15 protein-coding genes are annotated in these 19,756 nt (G+C 70.3%); 7 read left to right on the top strand and 8 right to left on the bottom strand.

All coding sequences use genetic code 11. The annotated features are described in order from the left end of the window. The first annotated feature begins 145 nt into the window (after positions 1-145). The gene (locus tag CK500_RS04735; protein ID WP_233138744.1) at positions 146-499 is read left to right on the top strand and encodes an SHOCT domain-containing protein; all 354 of its coding nucleotides are present in this window, start codon (positions 146-148) and stop codon (positions 497-499) included. Between the two features lie 12 nt (positions 500-511). Here CK500_RS04735 and purQ read toward each other — a convergent pair whose 3' ends face one another. After that, the gene (gene purQ, locus CK500_RS04730; RefSeq protein WP_095636100.1) at positions 512-1,189 is read right to left on the bottom strand and encodes a phosphoribosylformylglycinamidine synthase I; all 678 of its coding nucleotides are present in this window, start codon (positions 1,187-1,189) and stop codon (positions 512-514) included. After that, complete coding sequence (purS, locus tag CK500_RS04725) at positions 1,186-1,437, bottom strand: phosphoribosylformylglycinamidine synthase subunit PurS (RefSeq protein WP_095636099.1); 252 nt, start codon at positions 1,435-1,437, stop codon at positions 1,186-1,188. The genes purQ and purS overlap by 4 nt, the downstream gene beginning before the upstream one ends. A 180-nt stretch (positions 1,438-1,617) precedes the next feature. Between purS and CK500_RS04720 the strand changes: the two genes are divergently transcribed. Next, positions 1,618-2,601 (top strand): formyltetrahydrofolate deformylase, encoded by a 984-nt coding sequence (locus CK500_RS04720; protein WP_095636098.1) that lies wholly within the window; start codon positions 1,618-1,620, stop codon positions 2,599-2,601. A 70-nt stretch (positions 2,602-2,671) separates the two neighbouring features. After that, positions 2,672-2,869, top strand: a complete 198-nt coding sequence (locus CK500_RS04715; RefSeq protein WP_095636097.1) for a hypothetical protein — start codon at positions 2,672-2,674, stop codon at positions 2,867-2,869. Between the two features lie 25 nt (positions 2,870-2,894). On the opposite strand, the gene CK500_RS04710 is transcribed toward CK500_RS04715, so the two are convergent. The 5 genes from CK500_RS04710 to glpK form a co-directional block, all read right to left on the bottom strand. Beyond that, positions 2,895-5,777, bottom strand: a complete 2,883-nt coding sequence (locus tag CK500_RS04710; RefSeq protein WP_095636096.1) for an ATP-dependent helicase — start codon at positions 5,775-5,777, stop codon at positions 2,895-2,897. 892 nt (positions 5,778-6,669) lie between these two features. Continuing rightward, positions 6,670-7,353 (bottom strand): HAD hydrolase family protein, encoded by a 684-nt coding sequence (locus CK500_RS04705; protein WP_095636095.1) that lies wholly within the window; start codon positions 7,351-7,353, stop codon positions 6,670-6,672. 88 nt (positions 7,354-7,441) lie between these two features. Next, on the bottom strand, positions 7,442-8,614 hold the full coding sequence (locus CK500_RS04700; RefSeq protein ID WP_095636094.1) for a Cdc6/Cdc18 family protein: 1,173 nt from the start codon (positions 8,612-8,614) through the stop codon (positions 7,442-7,444). A 231-nt stretch (positions 8,615-8,845) separates the two neighbouring features. Further along, on the bottom strand, positions 8,846-9,982 hold the full coding sequence (locus tag CK500_RS04695) for a hypothetical protein (protein WP_095636093.1): 1,137 nt from the start codon (positions 9,980-9,982) through the stop codon (positions 8,846-8,848). Then, positions 9,983-11,521, bottom strand: coding sequence for a glycerol kinase GlpK (gene glpK, locus CK500_RS04690; RefSeq protein ID WP_095636092.1), 1,539 nt, complete (start codon positions 11,519-11,521; stop codon positions 9,983-9,985). Between the two features lie 443 nt (positions 11,522-11,964). Between glpK and glpA the strand changes: the two genes are divergently transcribed. The 4 genes from glpA (at position 11,965) to CK500_RS04670 (ending at position 17,933) form a co-directional block, all read left to right on the top strand. Beyond that, positions 11,965-13,806, top strand: a complete 1,842-nt coding sequence (gene glpA / locus CK500_RS04685) for an anaerobic glycerol-3-phosphate dehydrogenase subunit GlpA (RefSeq protein ID WP_095636091.1) — start codon at positions 11,965-11,967, stop codon at positions 13,804-13,806. Next, positions 13,806-15,185: a glycerol-3-phosphate dehydrogenase subunit GlpB gene (gene glpB / locus CK500_RS04680; protein ID WP_095636090.1), complete on the top strand. Its 1,380-nt coding sequence runs from the start codon at positions 13,806-13,808 to the stop codon at positions 15,183-15,185. The genes glpA and glpB overlap by 1 nt, the downstream gene beginning before the upstream one ends. Next, positions 15,182-16,732: an anaerobic glycerol-3-phosphate dehydrogenase subunit C gene (locus tag CK500_RS04675; RefSeq protein WP_095636089.1), complete on the top strand. Its 1,551-nt coding sequence runs from the start codon at positions 15,182-15,184 to the stop codon at positions 16,730-16,732. The genes glpB and CK500_RS04675 overlap by 4 nt, the downstream gene beginning before the upstream one ends. 103 nt (positions 16,733-16,835) lie before the next feature. Further along, positions 16,836-17,933 carry an ICP22 family protein gene (locus CK500_RS04670; protein WP_095636088.1) on the top strand — a complete coding sequence of 366 codons (1,098 nt, stop codon included), beginning with the start codon at positions 16,836-16,838 and terminating at the stop codon, positions 17,931-17,933. Positions 17,934-18,543: 610 nt separating this feature from the next. Here the strand turns inward: CK500_RS04670 and CK500_RS04665 are convergent. Then, the gene (locus CK500_RS04665) at positions 18,544-19,689 is read right to left on the bottom strand and encodes an acyl-CoA dehydrogenase family protein (protein WP_095636087.1); all 1,146 of its coding nucleotides are present in this window, start codon (positions 19,687-19,689) and stop codon (positions 18,544-18,546) included. Between the last annotated feature and the right edge of the window lie 67 nt (positions 19,690-19,756).

Here is a 19,756-nt window from a genome sequence, read left to right as displayed (position 1 = left end):
GACCGGATCCCGGACATACACCGGACGCGACTCGCCGCCCGCGCGGAGCGGCGGTCTCTCGCGGCGCACGAACGCGCCGCGAGTATTTATGTGGAGCAGTGTAACGGACACACATGACCGTTCCCAGAGACGGGGGGATCCGACGATGATCGGGAGCTCGGCGATGACGGGCGGTGCCGGGATGATGGGCGGAATGGGGGTCTGGATGTTCGTTTTCCCCCTCCTCATGCTCGTTACCGTCGCGGCCCTGGCCGCGGTCGGCGTCCTCGGGATCCGCGCGCTCGCGTCGCAGGGCGACGACGGGAGCGCGGACGCCGAACCCGACGAGAGCCCGGTCGAGCTCCTCCAGCGTCGGTACGCCGAGGGCGAACTCACCGAGGCGGAGTTCGAGCGGGAACTGGAGCGAGAGCTGGAGCGCGAGAGCGGGGAGGGGGTCAACGCGAGGGTAAGCGGCGACCCGGACCGAACCCGCGAGGCGGAGCGAGCTGGACGAGACTGACGGAGCCGGGGCCTAAGCGAACGCTTCGAGGATCCCCGCCCCGTCCGTGCTCCGACCGAGGTCGGGGAGCGTGGCGCGCTCGGGGTGTGGCATCAGCACGGCGACCGACTCGCGCTCGCCGAGGACGCCGGCGACGTTGTCGGTGGAGCCGTTGGGGTTGGCCGCGTCGGTGACGTTCCCGTCGGCGTCGCAGTAGCGGAAGAGCACGCGATCGTCGGCGACGAGGTCGGCGTGGGCGGCCTCGCTGATCTCGAAGCGCCCCTCGCCGTGCGCGATGGGGACCTCGATCACGTCGCCCTCGTCGTAGGCGGCGGTCCACGGGGTGTCCGCGCGCTCGACGCGCAGGTGGACCGGCTCGCACTGGAAGCGCGCGGAGGCGTTGGTGGTGAACGCGCCCGGGGTGAGCCCGGACTCCGAGCCGATCTGGGCGCCGTTGCAGACGCCGATCACGGGGACGCCGTCGTCGGCCGCGTCTCGGACTTCGTCCATGATCGGGGACCTGGCGGCCATCGCGCCGGCGCGCAGGTAGTCGCCGTAGGAGAACCCGCCCGGAATCACGATCCCCTCGGTGTCGGCGGGGAGCCCGTCCTCGTGCCAGACGCGCTCGGCGTCGACGCCGATGTGGTCGAGCGCGCGCACCGCGTCGCGGTCGCAGTTCGACCCGCCAAATTGGATAACAGAGACCGTCATCGCTCCGCGACCGCGACCTCGTAGTCGTGGATCGTCGGGTTCGCGAGCAGCCGCTCGGCCATCTCGTCGGCGCGGTCGGCGGCCTCGTCGGCGTCGGCGGCGTCGAGGTCGACCTCGAACCGGTCGGCCGACCGGAGGTCCTCGAGCTCGAAGCCGAGCCGTTCGAGGGCCTGCTGGGTCGTCTCGGCCTCCGGATCGAGGACGCCCCGCTTCAGGCGGACCGTCACCGTCGCGGTGTATGCCGTCATGTCCGGTAGTGCGGAGTCGTGTGTAAAAACCGTTTTGGAACGCGTTTTATATCCACATTCGTGGATATATACCGGTCGATCGTGCGGGCGGCAGCGTCGGCCCGGAGCGAAAGGGGCAAACCCCTCCGCGTTCTGGGTGGGGTGTATGCAGCCGTTCGAACCCGCGGAGGTGATCGTCGCATGACCCGCGAACTGACCGAGATCACGGTCGTCGGAGGAGACAAGACCGGACTCATCGCGCGGGTCACCTCCCTGCTGTTCGAGCGGGGAATCAACATCGAGGACTTAGACCAGGCGGTCCGCGAGGGCGTCTTCCGGATGACAACCCGCGTGGACGCCTCCGAGCTGGAGACCTCGCGGGGCGAGCTCCGCCGCGCGCTCGCCGAGCTCGGCCGCGAGCTCGACGTGGACATCCAGGTCCGGTTCCCGAGCGACCGCGACGCGCGCCGGATCGCGCTGTTGGTCACCAAGGAGACCCACGCGCCCGAGGCCCTCCTAGAGGCCGAGGCCAACGGCGACCTCGCCGACGACGGCGAGGAGGCCGAGATCCCCGTCGTGATCGGCAACCGCGGCGACCTCCGGTCGCTCGCGGAGCGCTACGACAAGCCCTTCTACGACGTGGGCGACGGCAACGGCAACACCGACGAGGGGCGCCTGCTCGATCTGCTGGCCGAGTACGACGTGGACCTGATCGCGTTGGCCCGCTACATGCGCATCCTCTCGCCGGAGGTCGTCTTCCGCTACGAGGGCCGGATCATCAACGTCCACCCCTCGCTGCTGCCGGCGTTCCCCGGCGCGGAGGCGTACCGGCAGGCGAAGGACGCGGGCGTCCGCATCGCCGGCGTCACCGCCCACTACGTGACCACCGACCTCGACCAGGGGCCGGTGATCGCCCAGCGCGCCTTCGACGTGCCTCCGAGCGCCGACGTCGACGAGATCAAGCGCCGCGGGCAGCCCCTCGAGGCCGACGTGCTGCTCGACGCGGTCCGGCTCCACCTCGCCGACGCCATCGCGATCCACCGCGGCACCGTCCACGTGCGCGAGGACGCCGACGTCGACGCCCAGCTGGGGCTCAGCGAGGCCGCGGTCGACGCGAACCCGGACGAGCCGGTCGACGGGGAGCCGCTGACGCGCTCGCAGGCCCCGACCGCCGAGAGCGACTGAGCCGTCCCGCCTCATTCCGCTTTTCCACCTCGCCCCGCCATTTTATGCCGCGCGCGCCGTACCCGTTCGCATGCAGCGGCTCGGGGACGCTCGGCGTTTCGCCGGCGACGCTAGCGCGGTCGTGCGCAGCGACGAGCGCATGATCCTGCTGTTCTTACTGCTCCTGTCGGTCGTCGCGCTCGCCGTGTTCCTCCACTACACGGTGTCGCTCCTCGATGGGCTCCCCGAGGTGATCCCGCCGGAGCCGCCGCGGCCGGGGAGCCCTTAGGAGTCGTCGATCGCCGCCCGCGCGGTTAGGAGTCGTCGATCGCCGCCCGCACCCGGTCGTGGAACGCCCGGAGCGCCGCCGACTCGTCGCCCGCGAGCACCGCGTCCGAGTCGACGAGCGTCGCCAGCCCGAACGCGAGCGGGGTCGGAGAGTCGACCGTCCGGTCGACGACCGCGAGGTCCCCCTCGCTGATCCGCTCGGCGACCGCGCGGATCCGGGGGGCGTCGAGCCGGTCGTTCAACAGCTCGCGGTACGTCTCCTCGATCACCGCGAAGTCGTCGAGCCCCTCGGCCAGAGAGAGCAGCGTCTCGGCGGAGACCTGCTGTTCGGCGGCCGACTTCTCGTGTCCCTTGTACCGCTTGAGGATCATGAGCGAGCGCGTCGCGTTGATCCGGAAGTAGCGCTGGAGGAGGTCGGTCCCCCGCAGCGCCGCCCGGAGGTCCGCCCGGACCGTCTCGGGGTCCAGATCGCGGAGGACGCCGGCCACGTCGACCTTGCGGTTCAGCGGGAGCGCGAGGCTGAACCCCCGGTCGGCGACCGCGACCGTCGGCTCGGCGTCGGTCCGGGCCGCGCACTCGGCGGCGACCAGCCGCGAGACCCCCTCGTTGAACCGCCGGCCGTACGTCGAATGGACGTGGAACCGGCGCTTGTACGCGTCGCGGTCGAGCACCTCCTCGACGGCGAGCCGCGACGGGGTCGACACGCTTTCCGCGCCCGCGTACGCGACCTGCTCGGCGTAGGTCCGGGCGATCGCCCGCACCGAGTTGCCGTCGATCGGGAGCTCCCGCAGCCGCGCGCGGACCGCGGGGGGGCCGCCGTCCTCCAGTCGGTCGAGCAGGTCGGCCTGGAACGCGAGCACCTCGGCCGCCAGATCGGCTGACAGCGGGAGCCGCTCGGCGTACCACGTGGGCACGGTCGGGCGCTCGTCCGTCCGGTCGACGTACACCTTCGACCCGCGGCGGTAGCGGAACGCGAACCGCTCGCCGCCCAGCGCGAACACGTCGCCCGGCGCGAGCGTGTCGAGGTAGTTCTCGTCGAGCGTCCCGACCGCGTCGCCGTCGCGGGTGACCACGTCGCAGCCGAACGAGTCGGGGATCGTCCCGACGTTCGTCATGTAGATGACCCGCGCGAGCCGGCCGCGCTTCCCGACGAGCGTCTCGCCGACCGGATGCTCCTCGTGATGGTGTTCGCCCCCCGGCGGGTCGTTCGCGTCGCGCCACACCTTCGGATAGACGTTGCGCTCCGCCAGCCCCTCGTGGTCACCGGTGAGGTACCGCATGAGCCGCTCGTACTCGCGGGTCCCGAACTCGCGGTACGGGTGCGCGCGCCTGAGCACCTCGCGGATCTCACGGTCGGGCCGGACCCGGTTGATCGCCATCCCGTAGACGTGTTGGGCTGCCACGTCGGCGGCGCCCTCGGGCGGCGACACGCCGTCGACGAACCCCTCCTCGGCGCGGGCGAGCATCGCCGCGCACTCCGCGAGCTCGTCGCGGTCGAGCGCGAACACCCGCCCTTCCACGGTCTCGCCGGGGCTGTGGCCCGCGCGCCCGACGCGCTGGAGCAGCGCCGCGACCGACTTCGGCGACCCCACCTGCACGACCAGATCGAGATGCGGCATGTCGATGCCGAGCTCGAGGCTCGTCGACGTGGTCACCACGTCCAGCGTCCCCGCCTTCAGCCCCTCCTCGATCCGGCGGCGCTGCGTCTCGCCGAGGCTCCCGTGGTGACAGCCCGAGTCCGTCTCGTCGTAGCCGAACCGCTCGCGGAGCTCGCGGAGGGTGCGCTCGGCGCCCGACCGCGAGTTCGCGAACACCAGCGTGTTCTCGTGGTCGGCGATCAGGTCGTGGAGCGCGTCGTAGAAGCGGTCGGTGACGACCGAGTCGGGCGTGTGAATGAGGTCGGCCGCCGGGGTCCGGAGCCGCAGGTCGAACTCGCGGCCGAACCGGGCGTCCACGACCTCGCAGTCGCGGGGAGCGAAGCCGTCCGCCTCGCCGACCTCGCCGGCGACGCGCTCGCGGCCGACGAGAAAGTCGGCGACCTCGTCGAGGGGCTCGACCGTCGCGGAACAGCCGATCCGGGTCGGGGAGCCGTCGGCGAGCTCGGTCAGCCGCTCCAGCGACACCGAGAGGTGGGTGCCGCGCTTGTTCCCCGCCAGCGCGTGGATCTCGTCGACGACGACGTACTCGACGGTGCGGAGCTTCTCCTTGAACTCCGGCGAGTTGAGCAGGATCGCGAGCGTCTCCGGCGTGGTGTTGAGCACGTGGGGCGGCTCCTCCAGCATGGCCCGCCGGTCCGCCTCGCTCGTGTCGCCGTGGCGGATCGCCTGGCGGACGCCGGGGTCGGGGCCGTCCCCTTCGTCTCCTTCGGCCCCCTCCACGTCACCTTCGGCCACCCCCACGTCACCTTCGCCTCCCTCTGCGCCGTCCGCCGCCGCCATCTCCGCCGCGATCCCCGCGAGCGGGGCCTCGAGGTTGCGCTCGACATCGTTCGCGAGCGACTTCAGCGGGGAGACGTACAGGCAGTAGACGGAGTCGTCGAGGTCGCCGGCGCGGTCGCGCGCGAAGAGGTCGTCGAGGACCGCGGTGAAGGCGGCGAGCGTCTTCCCGCTCCCCGTCGGCGCGGCGACGAGGCAGTTCTCGCCGGCGTCGACGCGGGGGATCGCGCCGCGCTGCGGCGGGGTGAACAGCCCGCCGTTCTCGCCGACGTGCGCCGCGAACTCCGAGACCCACCAGCGGCGGACCGGCGGCGAGAGCCGGTCGAGCACGTCGGCGTCGGGGAGCGGGACGGTCTCCGGGTCGAACTCGACGCCGAGCGCCTCGCTGTCACCCGCGAGCGCCTCGCGGAGGAGCGCTCGCGCCGACGGCTCGGCTCGGCCCCCGTCCGAGCCGCTGTCCGTGAGTTCGCTCACTGTCCGATGCTGGGCGCCGCGCGGGAAAGCGGTTACGTCGATTCGTTGAATCCCCAGCAGTTGGCCGTCTGACACACGCGATCGTTCAGCACAGACGCGATGGTCTGCGATTTTGGGAGTCTGTGAATTATTTCCGTGGGTCGGTTGTTTATAAGTCAGATTGTGGTGGTGCTGGTGGCTATTTATAAGTGATCGATGTGTCTGTGGTGAAGACCTGCAAAGCCCCAGCCGTGAGGACGGCGCACGCTCGCTGTCGTTCGAGACGCCGAAGGCGTCTCGTGATGACGAAACGGCTCCGCCGTTTCGAACCACGCTCCTCGTCACTCGCGGTGCTCGTTCCTGCGGTGCTTGCGTCGTCATCAGAACGCGAAGCGTTCTGATTGGCTCACGAGAGCTCCTCTCTCGTGAACGCCTCTGCCCGCCTCGCGGCTGCCCCTTTGAGTCCTACCCTGCACAGCACCGCCGGAAGACGGTCCTGCTCGCTCGCGGCTCGCGGCTTCGCCGCTCGCCAGTCGAGGTGCTCGCTTCGCTCGCACCTCGCACCGTTCGCTGCGCGGGCTGCGAGTTCCGTGCTCCCGCTCGCTCCCGTCGGTCGCTCGCGGGACCGCAGCCTCACACCTCCCCAACCTCGTCGCTGGCGCCATCGGCGCCAGCGACTCCAGCGAGGGACCGAAGGTCCCTCTGGCAGCGAGGGACGGAGTCCCTCGGGCAACCGGGCTTCGCCCGGTGACAGCCGGCGGCTTCGCCGCCGGCGACGCCACCGCGCCGTCCCTTATAAGCGATCGGCGCCGTCGCTCACGGCTGTTCAAATACTGTCTCGCCGCTACTGGTATGCAATACCCACTCCCGGGATCAATCGTCTCGATATCCACAGTAACCGCTCGCTTTGGCGTTATTCGCTCCGCGCCCGGAGGTCGGCGAGCACGCCGGCGGTGCCGTCCATGTACGACTCTTCGAGGACGGTGTCGGCCGCGTTCCGGGCGGCGACGTCGGCGTTGGCGACCGCGTACGACTCGCCGGCGAGCGCGAAGGTGGACACGTCGTTCTCGCTGTCGCCGACCGCGACGAACGCGGCGGGCTCGATCCCCAGCGCGTCGGCGACGCGTTCGAGCCCGCGGCCCTTGCTCACGCCCGTCGACTTGACGTGGTACGCGTAGCCGGTGTCGACCACCTCTACGTCGCCGCCGGCGGCCGCGGCGACCTCGCGCAGCAGGGTCTCGTCCGCGTCGAGCGACAGCGCCACCTCCGTCTCGCGCCAGCGGTTCACCGTGTCGCGGGCGCCCCAGCCGGGGTCGCCGCCGCGCTCGCGGAACGCCTCCACGACGGCTCTGGGGGCCTCGGGGTCGCCGAGGACCGTCGTCTCGCCGTCGACGTGCACGACGCCGCCGTTCTCGGCGATGACGGTCTCCGCGCGCCCGAGGAAGTGCGCGAGCGCGACCGGATACGGGAACGCCTTCCCGGTCGCGAGCACCACCGGGGCGTCCCACTCCGGCAACAGATCGAAGACGCGGGGGTCGATCCGGCCGCTCGCCGTCGTCAGCGTCCCGTCGATGTCTAACGCGAGGGGCGGAACCATACCGGACGTGCGGCCCGCGACGCGCAACTGTCTTGCGTTCGCGGCCGACGGAAGCGGGAACGCGAGGGGAAGAGACGGCGGCGTCGGGTCAGACCGACCACGAGGGCCGGTCGAACAGCTCGCGGAACACGAGCGTCGGGAACCGCGGGACGAGCCGGCTCGGGGGTCGTCCCTTCCCTCCGCTCTGGCGAGCCGTCACCCGGTCGAGCAGGCCGGCGTCCGCGAGCTCGTAGAGCACGCGCCGCACGGTCGAGGGCGACAGGTCCACCGCCTCGCGCGAGGCGATCGTCTCGGTCGCGGCGCTCACCGAGGCCCGGTCGTCGTCGGGCAGGCTCACGAGCTCGTAGAGGAGCCGCCGTCGGCTCTCCGAGAGCGCGAGGACCCGTCCGAGCGCGACGCCCGGACGCGGGACCGACTCGATCCCCGTATCGAGGTCCTCCGGCCGCACCGTCGAGGCGCCCGCGCGCTCCGCGGTGATGGCCGCGCCGGCGATCGCCGCGAGCGCGTCGTGCGCGTCGCCGTCGGCCCACTCGCTGATCTCGCGGATCTGGTCGTGGGTGAGCGCGTCGCGTCCGAGCCCGGTGGAACACCGGCTCGTCAGCAGTTCGACGAGCACGTGCCGCCGGTACGGCTCGAACGCCACCGTCTCGTCGGGCGTCCACTCGATCTCCGCCGGCTCGTCGCGGCCGAGACACACCGGAACGACCCGGTCGCTGACGTCCGTGAGCCACTCGACGACCGCCGTCGCGCCCGGCGTCTCCGGCTCGTCGACGTGATCGACCGCGACGACCAGGTCGGGACCGGTGCCGACGGCGTCCCGCAGCGACTCGACCACCTCGTCCGTACCGACCCCGTGCTCGGGGACGGCGTCGTCGCTGACCGCGTCGAGCGCGGCGTGACAGAGCCGGAACCGCGTCGACGCCCGCCGCGCGTCCACGTAGACGAACCCGGGGAGCGTCGGCTCGACCGCCCGCGTCGACGTCTGGATCGCTCGTCGGGGGCCGCTGTGGTCCGCGAGGCGGCGGAACAGCGCGGAGACGATCGCCGACTTCCCGCTCCCCTTCGGCCCGTGAACGTAGGCGCTCGGCGGGAGCGATCCGGAGAAGGCCGGTTCGAACGCGTCCAGGAGCCGCTCGATCGCCGGTCCGCGGCCGACCGGCGACTCGGTGTGCGACACCGGCGAGACGGCGTCGAGGTCCACGACGACGCCGGCCTCCACGTCGTAGCCGAGCCGCCGCTCGATCCGGTCGTCGATGTTCACGGGCGGCCCTCCGCGGTGCTCCGGTAAAACCGGTGCGAAGCGCGGTCGCTCCCGGTTCGGTCCGATCGTGGCTCGCGTCTCGTGTGGCGTTCCATTGGTGTCTCCGGCGTCTCGGTCTCGGTCGAGGGCGTGTCGGGACGGTTGGCGCGCTGCGACCGCGCGGCGGGCGCCGCGCGGACGAATCGGTTCGGGGGCGTTCCCCGCCCTTTCGGGGCCGATCCCCCCACGGCCTCAGAGGTATCCGGCGTTTGGCAACACGCCGAGGATCGCGAGGATCCCGACGATGAGCATCATGATCGCGATGGCCATTGCCGGCGGGTCGACGTGGGTCCCGGAGTGCGAGTAGAACAGCCGCTGGGTGAGCTCTCCGAGGAGCCCGCTGGCGGCGCCGAACACGCCGGCGGCGACGATCGCGACGAGCGCGCCCGTCGTGCCGACCGACGCGAGCGGCGTCACCGCACCGATGTCACCGTACGCGCCCACGGCGATCACGGCGCCGGTCGAGCCGAGAAGCGTGATGTGGTGGGTCACCGGGATCTTCTCGACGCCGAGGTTGAGGAACAGCAGGCTGATCGCGGAGATGCCGTACCCCATGAAGATGCTCCCGGTCTGGAGGTAGATGTACCCCCCGAGGACGCCGCCGACGAGACCGATGGTGGCCACGTTCGCCCACTTGTACTGGTGGGGGAGCCACGGCTCGGTCGCCAGCCGTCCGGCGTGTTCTTCAGGGCCGCCTTCGGCCTCCGGGTGCGACTCCTCGCGCTCGAACGGCGACATGTCGAGGAACCCGTCGCCGGCCGGTTTCCCGACGATCGGGTAGCCGAACACCGGCCGGGCGAGGAACGCCGTCGCGAACACGGACACCGCGATGAAGTCGGTCGGCGGGGTCGTCCCCAAGACGTTGATGAAGACGCCGTTCGCGACCTGGGTGATCAGCATGCCGACCAGGCCGAAGATCGCGCCGACCGCGAGGATGTCCGGCTTGGTGCCGAACGCGTACAGGATGTTCTTCCCGAAGTGGTAGTCCCAGCCGGCGGGCTCCATCTCGGGGTACTTCTTGCCCGCGTACGCCGACGCGGCCACGCCGCCCGCGAACGCGATGTGCGGGCCGGTGATCGCGCCGAAGCCGATGACGCCGGTGATCCCGGCGGCGAGCTCGCCGGCGGGGATCCCCTCGACGGCGCCGATCTGGCGCTGGAGAACGCCGATCCCCTCGCCGAGGAAGACGACGAACCCGGTGAAGATGAACGCCGGGAGCGCGCCGATCGCGGCCCCGAACGCGCCGCCCGCCAGCGCGGTGATGACGAGCAGCAGGAACAGCTTGATCTCGACGCCGATGACCGGGACCTGAAGGAGGAGCTCGTTCATCTACTCGTCCTCCTCGTCGATCGCCCAGTTCTTCGAGCGCTCGACCGCGTCGTCCCACCGGCTGTACAGCTTGTCGACCTCGGCCTGGTCCTTCTCGGGGGTGAACTCGCGGTCGACCTGCCAGTTGTCGCGGAGCTCGTCGACGGTGTCCCAGTAGCCGACCGCGAGCCCGGCGGCGTAGGCGCTACCGAGCGCGGTGGTCTCGTCGACCTCCGGCCGCGCGATGTCGGTCTGGATGATGTCCGACTGGAGCTGACAGAGGAAGTTGTTCTTGACCGCGCCGCCGTCGACGCGGAGCGTCGTCGTCTCCACGCCGGAGTCGGCCTCCATGGCCTCGGCGATGTCGCGGGTCTGGTACGCGATGCTCTCGAGCGTCGCCCGCACGATGTGCTCCTTGCTGGTCCCGCGGGTCATCCCGACGATGGTGCCGCGGGCGCGACCGTCCCAGTGGGGTGCGCCGAGGCCCGTGAACGCCGGGACCATGTAGACGCCGTCGGTCGAGTCGACCGACCGCGCGAGCTCGGCGGTCTGGGCCGCGTTGTTGATCAGGTCGACGTCCTCGAGCCACTCGATGGCGGCGCCGGTGATGAAGATCGACCCCTCCAGCGCGTACTGGACCGGCTCGCCGGACATCTGGAAGCCGATGGTCGTCAGCAGTCCGTGGTCGGACTCGACGGCCTCGGTCCCCGTGTTCATCAGGTAGAACGACCCCGTGCCGTAGGTGTTCTTCGCGTCGCCCTCGTCGAAGCACGTCTGGCCGAACAGCGCCGCCTGCTGGTCGCCCAGCGCGCCCGCGACCGGGACCTCCTCGCCGAGGAAGCCGTCGGCGTCCGTGTGGCCGTAGTAGTCCTCGTCGGAGGACGGGCGCACCTCGGGCACCATCTCCCTCGGCACGTCGAACTCATCGAGCAGCTCGTCGTCCCACTCCATCTCCCGGATGTTGTACAGCATCGTCCGGGAGGCGTTGGTGACGTCGGTGATGTGGTTGCCCGTCAGGTTGTAGATGAGCCACGAGTCGATCGTCCCCATGACGAGCTCGCCCTCGCGGGCGCGGTCGCGGAGGTCGCCGCCCCGAGAGCTCTGCATCTTGAGCGGTTCGGCGTTGTCGAGGATCCACTCGGTCTTGGTCGCGGAGAAGTACGCGTCGGCCTCGAGGCCGGTCTTCTGTCTGATCTCTTCGACTTTGTCCGCCTCCTGCAGCTCCTCGACGCGGTCCGTGGTCCGGCGGTCCTGCCACACGAGGGCGTTGTGGACCGGCTTCCCGGAGTCTTTGTCCCAGACGATCGTCGTCTCGCGCTGGTTCGTGATCCCGATCGCGTCGAGCTGGTCCGCCTCCAGGCCCGCGTCGGCGAGCCCGTCGAGGACGACCTGTTGGGTGTTCTCCCAGATCTCGATCGGGTCGTGTTCGACCCACCCCGGGTTGGGGTAGATCTGTTCGTGCTGTTCGTACGCGTTCGCGACGACCTGCCCCTCGTGGTCGAACACCATGAATCGGGTACCGGTCGTGCCTTGGTCTATCGCACCGACATACTGTGTCATGTGTTGGATCCCTCCTGTGGCGCTGGTCCGCTCGCGGCGTCGACGCCGGGCGCGCGGCCACCATCGGCGGCCGCGTCGTCAGCTTCGCGGCCACCGTTGCCCGCGCGGCGACCGACGGCCGGGAGACCGGTTCGTCCCCCGGACCGGCATTCGCGTCGCCCCGTCGGCTCTCCCGCCGGTCGAGCCACCGTCCGCGTCTCGACCGGTGAGCCGGTGTCGCCGCCGCCGCGACATATCTTCACGGAAGCTACCACGCCAGTCATGAACATAATGTACTACCATAATAATCTAACTGTTAAAATCCGGATTAGCGGGCGAATGAAAAATCTAGTATATAAATAAATCGGCGCCGACAACGATTGTACTACTTGAACGTCTCTGATTGTTATGGGTGGCCCTCAGTAGGAGGTAAAGTAAAGTGGGCGGAGTCCGACCGGACCGACATGGACCAACAGGTGGACGTCGTCGTCGTCGGCGGGGGGTCGACGGGGTGCGGCGTCGTCAGGGACCTCGCGCGGCGGGGGCTCGACGCGGTGCTCGTCGAGAAGGGGAACCTGACGCACGGGACGACGGGGCGGATGCACGGGCTCTTACACAGCGGGGGACGGTACGCGGTCTCCGACCGGAAGAGCGCGCGCGAGTGCATCGAGGAGAACATGGTGTTGCGCGACATCGCGGGCCACTGCGTCGAGGAGACCGGCGGGCTGTTCGTCAAGCGGCCCGAGGACTCCGAGGAGTACTTCCAGGAGAAGCTGGAGGGGTGCCGCGCGTGCGACATCCCGGTCGAGGTGATCGACGGCGAGGAGGCCCGCCGCCGCGAGCCGTACCTCGCGCGCGATGTGGAGAAAGCGATCGCGCTGCCGGACGGCGCGGTCGACCCCTTCCGGCTCTGCGTCGCCAACGCGGCCGACGCCCGCGAGCACGGCGCCCGGATCGAGACGCACGCCCCGGTGACCGACGTGCTCGTCGAGGACGGCGCGGTCGTCGGCGTCGAGGTCGAACACGAGACCGGCCCCGGCAAGCGGGTCCACCGCGAGCCCGGCACGACCGAGGAGATCCGCGCGCGCCACGTCGTCAACGCCACCGGGGCGTGGGCGGGCAACGTCGGCGAGATGGCCGGCGTCGACGTGGAGGTGCGCCCCTCGAAGGGCGTGATGACCGTGATGAACACGCGGCAGGTCGACACCGTGATCAACCGCTGTCGGCCGAAGGGCGACGCCGACATCATCGTGCCCCACGAGACCGCCTGCATCCTCGGCACCACCGACGAGGAGGTCGACGACCCCGAGGACTACCCCGAGGAGGACTGGGAGGTCGACCTGATGATCGAGACGCTCTCGGAGCTCGTCCCCGCCCTGAAGGACGCGCGGACGCTGCGCTCCTTCTGGGGCGTCCGCCCCCTCTACGAGCCGCCCGGAACCGGCACCGAGGACCCGACGGACATTACGCGCGACTACTTCCTCTTGGACCACGGCGAGCGCGACGACCTGCCCGGGATGACGACCATCGTCGGCGGGAAGCTCACCACCTACCGCATGATGGCGGAGTCCATCTCCGACCACGTCTGCGAGGCGCTCGACCACGAGGCGACCTGCGACACCGCGGAGGCGCCGCTCCCCGGCTCCGAAAACCCCGCACGCATGGACGAGCTGATGAACGAGTTCGGGCTCCGGTCGCCCGTCGCGCGGCGCTCGGGCCAACGCCTCGGCTCGCGGGCCGACGACGTGCTCGACGAGTGGGACCCGAACCCCGTGGTCTGCGAGTGCGAGGGCGTCACCCGCGCGGAGATTCAGGACGCGATCGGCGAGGCCGGCAGCGACCTCAACGCGGTCCGGCTGCGCACCCGCGCCTCGATGGGGAACTGCCAGGGCGGCTTCTGCTCGCACCGGATCGCCGCGGAGCTGGCGCGGGAGTACCCGGAGCCGGTCGTCCGCGACGCGGAAGACGAGCTGTATCAGGAGCGCTGGAAGGGCCAGCGCCACGCCCTGTGGGGCCGGCAGCTCTCGCAGGCGATGTTGAACCACCTGCTGCACGCGACGACGATGAACCGCGACGGCGACCCGGCGACCCTCGACGCCGAGGTCGACTTCGGCGCCTTCGACGCCGGCTCGGAAGCCGGGTCGGCCGGCTCCGACGCTGCCGGGGACAGCGATGCCGGAACCGCTGCGACCGACGGTGGCTGCGCAGCTGACGACGCGGCCATCGACGGTGGCCGCGCAGCTGACGACGCGGCCATCGACGGTGACCGCGAAGCTGACGACGCGGCCGCGGACGGAGGGGCCTGATGGCGATCGACAGCGACGTGCTCGTCGTCGGCGGCGGGCTGGCGGCGGTCACCTCGGCGGTCGCGGCGGCCCGCGAGGGCGCCGACGTGCGGCTCGTCTCCCACAAGGCGAGCACGCTCCGGCAGGCCTCCGGGCTGATCGACGCGCTCGGCTACGTGCCCGCGACGGAGCCCGCGACGCCGCTTCGCGACGGGCCGCCCACGGCGGGCCGCGAGCTCGACCGCGACGAGTGGCCCGACCCGGAGGGACCGCTCGCCGACCCCTTCGAGGCGATCGACGGGCTTCCCGAGTCGCATCCCTACCGGATCCTCGGCGCCGACGCGCTCCGCGAGGGGCTGGCCCTGTTCGACGACCTCGCGGGCGACGCGTACCGCGGGGGCCACACCGACCGCAACGCCCTCCTCCCGACGTTCGGGGGGAGCGTGAAGCCGACCGCGCGCTACCCCGCGGCCGCCGAGGCGGGGCTCGCGAGCGACGACCGCCCGGCGCTGATCGTCGGGTTCCGGTCGCTCACCGAGTACGACGCGCGCGCCTTCGCCGGCCGGCTGGAGGCCGCGGGCGTCCCCTTCGACGTCGCCGGCGCGGAGGTCGAGTTCGCCGAGGCGTTCCGGGCGGACGCGAAGGTCACCCGGCTCGCGAAGGCGCTCGACCACGACGAGGCGATCGACGGGGTCCCCGCCCGCGAGGCGCTGGCGAAGGCGGTCGCGCCGCACCTCCACGACGCCGTCGACGAGGCGGGCGGCGTGGAGCGCGTGGAGCGCGTCGGCTTCCCGGCGTTCCTCGGCGATCAGGAGGGCGACGAGGTCCGCGCCGAGCTCGCCGACCGGCTCGGCGCCGACGTCTTCGAGATCCCGATGGGCCCGCCGAGCCTCCCGGGGCTCAGGCTGGAGGACCGGCTGTACGACGCGCTCGACGACGCGGGCGTCCGGTTCGAGACCGGCAACCCGGTCGTCGGGGTCGAGACCGCAGCGGACGGCCGGGTCGAGGCGGTCGCGGTCGATAAAAAAGGGAGAGAGACGCCCTACGGCGCCGACGCGTTCGTGCTCGCGACCGGCGGGCTCGTCGGGAAGGGGCTCGACTCGGACCGCGAGGGCGTCCGGGAGCCCGTCTTCGACCTGCACGTCCCGCAGCCGGCGGACCGCTACGAGTGGTTCGTCGACGACGCGTTCGGCGACCAGCCGTACGCGCGGTTCGGCGTCCGGATCGGCGGGGACGGCCGCGCGCTGAACGCGGAGGGCGAACCGGAGTACGACAACGTCTTCGCAGCCGGCGGGGTCGTCGGCGGCGCGGACGCGGCGCGAGAGAAGTCCGCGAGCGGGGTGTCGCTCGCGACGGGGATCGTGGCCGGACGAGAAGCGGCGACGGAGGCAACCCAATGACACGACACACGGACGACGGAGAGACGGAGGAGGCGAACGGACCGGACGAAAAGCGGGAGGGCGTCGACGGACCGGACGAAAAGCGGGAGGACGCGGACGGTTCGACGACCGGCGCGGCTCCGTCGTCGCCAGCCCCCGGCGTCCCCGAGGCGGGGCGCGACGAGCAGCCGTCGATCTTCGTCCCGGACGACGGGGAGGTGCCTGAAGGGACTCCGTCGGAGCGCCCGGCCACCGACGGGGGCGTCGAGAGCGCGGCCGGCGGGAGCGACTCGGCAGACCTCGACCCGGACGCGTACGACCCGGTCGACGTGTTCCCGGGCGGCGACTTGGACCTCCGGGAGGGCGCCGACTCCTGTTACAAGTGCACGAGCTGTGACACCTCCTGTCCGGTCGCCGAGGTCGACGACGAGTTCCCGGGGCCGAAGTTCCAGGGGCCGGAGCAGTGGCGGCTCAAGCGCAAGGACGACCACGATATCGACGAGTCGATCACCTCCTGTTCGAACTGCATGCGCTGTGACGACGCCTGCCCCTCCTCGGTGCCGCTCTCGCAGATGCACAACGAGGCGCGCGGGCAGTTCGTCGAGTCGCAGATGGAGAAGCTCTCGCGGGAGTACATCCGCAACCGGATCCTCTCGAACTACCGCTTCTTCGCCTCCATCGCGAGCAAGGTGCCGCGGCTGGCGAACGCCGCGACGAAGATCCCGGGCGCGATGAAGGTCGGCGAGAAGCTGCTCGGGATCGCGGGCGACCGCGAGTTCCCCGACTTCGCCACCCAGACGTTCCGCGAGTGGTGGAAGGCCCGCGGCGGCGCGCAGGTGGAGAACCCCGACAAGCGCGTCGCGTACTTCCACGGCTGCTACTCCAACTACAACACGCCCGAGGTCGGCAAGGCGATGGTCCGGGTGTACGAGCACTTCGGCTACGAGGTGATGGTCCCGCCCCAGAAGTGCTCCGGGACGCCGATGTTCGCGAACGGCATGCTGAAGGACGCGCGCCGGCACGCGGAGACGAACGTCGAGAACCTCGTCGAAGCGATCGGCGAGGGGGCGGACGTGATCGCCTCCTGTACCTCCTGTTCGCTGTCGCTGCGCCAGGAATACCCCGAGCTGTTCGACATCCACGGGATCGAGGACGTCTCCGAGCACACCTACGAGGCGCTGGAGTACCTCCGGATCAACGAGGACTTAGAGGCGGAGCTCGCCGGGACCGAGCTGGCCGACGAGCAGTCGTTCGCCTACCACGCCCCGTGTCACGCCCGCAATCAGGGACTCGACCGGCAGGCCGTCGAGACATTCCGCGATGTCGACGGCGTCGAGTTAGAGGACGTCGGCGACTCCTGTTCGGGGATCTCCGGCACCTACGGCTGGAAGGAGGAGAAGTACGAGAAGTCGATGGAGATCGGCGCCGAGATGTTCGAGCACATGGAGGACGCCGAGGGCGACGTGGGGATGACCGAGTGCCCGACCTGCGCGATGCAGATGGAACACGGCACCGGCTACGAGGTCGAGCACCCGCTCCAGCTGCTCGAGGACGCGGTCGGCGCGTAAAACCGCACGACTCGACGGCCGCCTCTGTGTCGTCGCTCTCCGTTTTTCACGCGAGATAACCGCGAAGGAACGTTTATCTGCGGAACGCGACGAGTCAGCGAACGTGACGCTCGCACAGTTCCTCGACCGATTCGACGGCGCCGATCGGTCCATCGTCGTCGTCAATCGCAGCGACCCGGACCCCGTGCTGAACATGTTGGTCGACACGTTCGGCGAGGGCGCGGTGAACGTGGTCGACGGAGCGGTCGAGACGAGCGGGCGCTCCGGAAGCGACCGGGATTCCGGAGGCGACCGACAGCCCGGAAGCGACCGGGATTCCGGAGGCGACCGACAGCCCGGAAGCGACCGGGACCGAAACGGCGACGCGAACCGCCCCGACTCCCGCGGCGGGCTCACCACCCGGGAGTTCACGACGGACCGGATCGTCGACCGGAACGGGGAGGGCGTCGGCCCCGCCGGATCCGAGACGCCGGAGCCCGGCGATCCGGGGCCGGTGATCGACGTCGACGCCCTCCGGCGCCACGAGGACGTGCCCTTCGACGGCGACGCCGACGAGTTGGAGAACCTCGCGCTCCTCGTCGAAGACGACGAGGTGGTCGCCGGATCGACGCTCGGCGAGCTCGGTAACGCGGTGCTGTTCGTGAACTCTGACCTGTACATCACCGGGAGCCGGACCCTCGACGACATCGACCTCCCGTCGGTGATCAGCGGGCTCGCCGACACGACGTTCTCGCTGCGCGGGTACCCCGAGTCGAACCGACAGAAGCTCCTGTTGATCACCATCTCGCGGTTCATCGAACGGGCCGCGTGGATGGCGGGCGACGGGACGCTCCGGTCGTCGTTCCAGCGCCTCTCGCGGCTCGACGACGAGGTCGGGACACGACGGGTGTACGAGCGCGTCTCCTCGGCGGGCGTCGACACGCACCTCTACGGGATCCCGGACGACTTCCCGCGCGACCTCGACGCGGTGATCCACGGCGGCGACACGCGGGACTTCACCGACAGCTGGTTCGTGGTGTACCGTCCGCCGGAAGGACCCCAGTCGATCGACGTCGACCCCGGAACCGATCTCAAACGCGGGATCGAGGGCGGCGTGGGGCTGCTCGCCGTCGAGATCGAACCGCGGACCTGGCGCGGACTCTGGACGTTCGACCCGGACAGGGTACAGTCGGTGAACCGCTACATCGAGCGGAATCTGTAAGGCTGCGAGATATTTGCGTTCCCCCGAAGTGCCGGTGAACGACGGCGGGAGTGGGTATTGCAGAGTAGTGGATGCGAGAGGATATTTAAAAGAACTGTGAGCGACGGCGACGATCACTTATAAATGACGACGCGGTGGCGCGTGCCTCCGAGGCCGCTTCGCGGCCGAGGAGCACGCGCGAGGGAGTCGGCCGGCGCTTATAAGCGCCGGCCGACGAGGCTGGGGAGGCGTGAGGCTGCGGTTGCGGTGTGGGTGGGACTCAAAGGGGCAGTCGCCGGCGGCGGAGCCGCCGGCTGCCAGAGGCGCGAAGCGCCTCGCTGCCGCGAGGACGAAGCACGGCGACGCAAGCACTGGAAGGAGCGAGCGAAGCGAGCGACTGAAGCGCACAGCGAGCCGCGCGAGTCCTCGCAGGTGGGGCTTTGCAGGTCTTCACCGCAGCATCGTCGCTCACTTATAAACACTCGTCAGCAACACCCAGATCCAACTTATAAACAACCGAACAGCCAATTTGCTATACCCACTCCCGCTATCGATCAAGAAGCGAATATTCGGCCACGGGAGACATCTGCAAGCGCCGGGATACCCGGCTCGTCCCTAAATATCCGTCCGCCTACAGCCCGAGCTCGCGCCCCAACACGACGTGTTGGATCTCGCTCGTCCCCTCGCCGATCTCCATCAGCTTCGCGTCGCGGTAGAACCGCTGGGGCGCGAAGTCGGTCGTGTAGCCGTAGCCGCCGAGCGTCTGGACCGCCTCCTCGGCCACCTCGCGGGCGGCCTCGCTGGCGTCGAGCTTCGCCAGCGCCGACTCCCGCGTGACCGACTCGCCGGCGTCGTATGTCGTCGCCGCCTTGTGCGTGAGCAGGCGCGCGCGCTCCGTCTGGCGGTGCATGTGGACCACCTTGTCGCGGATCGCGTCGAACTTCGCGATCGGCTTGCCGAACTGCTCGCGCTCGCCGGCGTACTCCTTGGCGGCCTCGTAGGCGCCCTGCGCGAGCCCCACCGAGAGCGCGGCGATGGAGATCCGCCCGCCGTCGAGCGTCTTCATCGTCTGCGTCCATCCCTCGCCCTCCTCGCCGAGCAGCCGGTCCTCCGGGATCCGCACGTCGTCCAGCGCGATCTCGCAGGTGGGCGAGCAGTTGAGGCCCATCTTGTCCCAGACCGTCGTCACCTCGAACCCGTCGTCGTCGGGAGAGACGATGAACGTGGAGATCCCGTCGTAGCCCGCCTCGGGGTCGGTGACCGCCTTCACCAGCACCGAGTTCGCGACGCTCGCGTTCGTGATGAACTGCTTCGTCCCGTTCAGCACGTACTCGCCCGCGTCGGCGTCGTACTCGGCGGTCGTGTCCATGTCCGAGGCGTCGGAGCCGCTGCCGGGCTCCGTGAGCGCCCAGGCGCCGAGCTCGCCGCCCTCGGCGAGCGGCCGGAGCCACTCCTCCTTCTGTTCCGGCGTCCCGAACAGCTCGATCGGCTTCGCGCCCAGCGAGGTGTGGGCGGCGTACGAGAGCCCGATCCCGCCGGAGACGCGGCCCAGCTCCTCGGTGACGACGGCGTACATGAGCTGGTCGCCGCCGAGCCCGCCGTACTCCTCCGAGACCGGCACCCCCATCATATCGAGGTCGTTCAGGTCGGCGAACACCTCCTCGGGGAACCGGTGTTCGTCCTCGATCTCCTGGGCGATCGGCCGGATCTCCTCCTCGCAAAACTCCCGCACGGTGTCGCGGATCATCCGGTGTTCCGCCGGCAGCTCGAAGTCCATGGGCAAGAATTGCGACGCGGTGGCATAAACGATACGAACGACCGTGATCGATTTCGGCCGGGCGTCG

The organism is Halorubrum salipaludis, assembly GCF_002286985.1.
GTDB lineage: Archaea > Halobacteriota > Halobacteria > Halobacteriales > Haloferacaceae > Halorubrum > Halorubrum salipaludis.
The sequence above is the reverse complement of the archived record's forward strand: the minus strand, read 5'-3'. Positions and strand labels throughout refer to the sequence as shown.

Coding starts and splice junctions, on each gene's coding strand:
- CK500_RS04735 (WP_233138744.1), top strand. CDS start 146: ATGATCGGGAGCTCGGCGATGACGGGCGGTGCCGGGATGATGGGCGGA.
- purQ (WP_095636100.1), bottom strand. CDS start 1,189: ATGACGGTCTCTGTTATCCAATTTGGCGGGTCGAACTGCGACCGCGAC.
- purS (WP_095636099.1), bottom strand. CDS start 1,437: ATGACGGCATACACCGCGACGGTGACGGTCCGCCTGAAGCGGGGCGTC.
- CK500_RS04720 (WP_095636098.1), top strand. CDS start 1,618: ATGACCCGCGAACTGACCGAGATCACGGTCGTCGGAGGAGACAAGACC.
- CK500_RS04715 (WP_095636097.1), top strand. CDS start 2,672: ATGCAGCGGCTCGGGGACGCTCGGCGTTTCGCCGGCGACGCTAGCGCG.
- CK500_RS04705 (WP_095636095.1), bottom strand. CDS start 7,353: ATGGTTCCGCCCCTCGCGTTAGACATCGACGGGACGCTGACGACGGCG.
- CK500_RS04695 (WP_095636093.1), bottom strand. CDS start 9,982: ATGAACGAGCTCCTCCTTCAGGTCCCGGTCATCGGCGTCGAGATCAAG.
- glpK (WP_095636092.1), bottom strand. CDS start 11,521: ATGACACAGTATGTCGGTGCGATAGACCAAGGCACGACCGGTACCCGA.
- glpA (WP_095636091.1), top strand. CDS start 11,965: ATGGACCAACAGGTGGACGTCGTCGTCGTCGGCGGGGGGTCGACGGGG.
- glpB (WP_095636090.1), top strand. CDS start 13,806: ATGGCGATCGACAGCGACGTGCTCGTCGTCGGCGGCGGGCTGGCGGCG.
- CK500_RS04675 (WP_095636089.1), top strand. CDS start 15,182: ATGACACGACACACGGACGACGGAGAGACGGAGGAGGCGAACGGACCG.
- CK500_RS04665 (WP_095636087.1), bottom strand. CDS start 19,689: ATGGACTTCGAGCTGCCGGCGGAACACCGGATGATCCGCGACACCGTG.